Source organism: Helicobacter salomonis (assembly GCF_017979425.1).
GTDB lineage: Bacteria > Campylobacterota > Campylobacteria > Campylobacterales > Helicobacteraceae > Helicobacter > Helicobacter salomonis.
The window spans coordinates 1-1,479 of sequence record NZ_JAERIS010000048.1 but is presented as its reverse complement, the minus strand read 5'-3'; the positions used below and the strand labels follow the sequence as shown (position 1 = coordinate 1,479).

The following is a 1,479-nucleotide window of genomic DNA, read 5'->3' as shown; positions in this document are numbered from 1 at the left end:
GAGATAAGGATTTGGGCATTGATAGCCTGCACTCCATTGTGATCTTTGATACCATCATTGAGAGCATTCTAGCCAGCCAAAAGCGCGCTATTGATCTGCAACTCAACGACGCGCTCAAAGAAGTGACTGACAGCCTAGATGCCTTCTATCGCCGTCTGGTGGCTAATAATGTGGTAGTGGGCTATCAGATGAGCCTGCCACCTGACATGAATACTAATGAAACCATCATGGAAGGGGTGCTCTACGTGCAACAAGAAATACAAGAAATGCCTTTAGTGGGGTGCATTGTCAATAAAATCTATCGTGTCAGCAAGTATGGCACAGAACTCATCAAACAAGTCAATGGAGAGAGCGCATGACACGCATTGAACCCCAGGCCTTCACAGGTGGGAATGTTTTCATTGAGGGGAATGGCTATGCAGGGGTCTTAAAAGACTTTGAACCTCCCAAGATTGAGTTTGAAACTTTGGAGGCCAATGCCAGCATTGGCAAGTACGAGCGGGCTTTGCCCATTATCAAACCTCTGAGTGCCAAGATAACTTTTCAGGCCATGAGTAAGGAGATTTTCAACACCTTGAAAAAGTCTAAAGTGGCCAAGATCACGCTCAAACACAATATCAGTGGAGCTGATGAAAATGGCTTGCCCAAAGAAATTCAGGTAGAGAGCACGCTAGAGGGCTCTGTGAAGTCTTGTGAGCCCTCTAAGGCCGAGATGGGCAAGGAAGTAGAAATCAGTTTAGAGATGAGTTTGGTGGTGTTCAAATACAAGTTAGACAAGGAAGAGATGATCAGTTATGACAAGGCTAACGCCACCTTTAGCATCAATGGAGAAAATCAGTTTGCGGCTATTAATCGAAATATCAGTTAAGACAAGGAGTTTCAATGCCTTTAACACCTTTGAAATTGCACCACGAAATTTTTCAATTTAGAGACGGGCAGAGTGTAGAGCTCAGCGAACCTACTCTTTTTCAGCTGCAAAAAGCCATGAAGGCGGGCGATGATGTCTCTCAAATTAAGAGCCTTTTGTTTGACTGCTCCATGGGCGAGATTGATGAGCGCTTCATCAATGCCCTGCCCCTAGAAGAGTTTGAGAAACTGGCTAAAACAATTGCCAAATTCAGAGGCATTGAAGCAAAAAACTCAGAGAGGGTGTAGCCTTGCTAGGCTATGCCCTGCACTTTGGGTACACAGAAGTGATGCACATGCAAGTGAGCGAATTTTTGGCTTACACGCAGTTGGCTAAAGAGATATTGGAAAAGACACATGGGATCAAATGAGCACAAAAGCATCTAGGGAGTATTGAAATGCGCTGGGGTAACTTGCATTCCGTGTACGATTTCTATAGAATAGGAGGGCCCGGGAAACCTATATCACCCCCGGGCAGAAAGGAGCGGTCATGCGCAACCATGATCGTGATCCTATGTGGGCATTCTGCCTTAAATTCTCTGTATTTGGGCTTAAGGTCAGCCTTAAACTCAA

Annotated in this window: 2 protein-coding genes and 1 pseudogene; all 3 read left to right on the top strand. The window is 45.2% G+C overall.

What is annotated here, in order from left to right:
• A pseudogene (locus tag KCO92_RS07210) lies at window positions 1–359 on the top strand (phage tail sheath protein); the annotation flags it as partial.
• Window positions 356–868, top strand: a complete 513-nt coding sequence (locus tag KCO92_RS07205; protein ID WP_104696353.1) for a phage major tail tube protein — start codon at window positions 356–358, stop codon at window positions 866–868. The pseudogene KCO92_RS07210 and the gene KCO92_RS07205, both read left to right, overlap by 4 nt.
• Window positions 869–882: 14 nt before the next feature.
• On the top strand, window positions 883–1,155 hold the full coding sequence (locus tag KCO92_RS07200; RefSeq protein ID WP_104696354.1) for a hypothetical protein: 273 nt from the start codon (window positions 883–885) through the stop codon (window positions 1,153–1,155).
• Window positions 1,156–1,479: the final 324 nt, after the last annotated feature.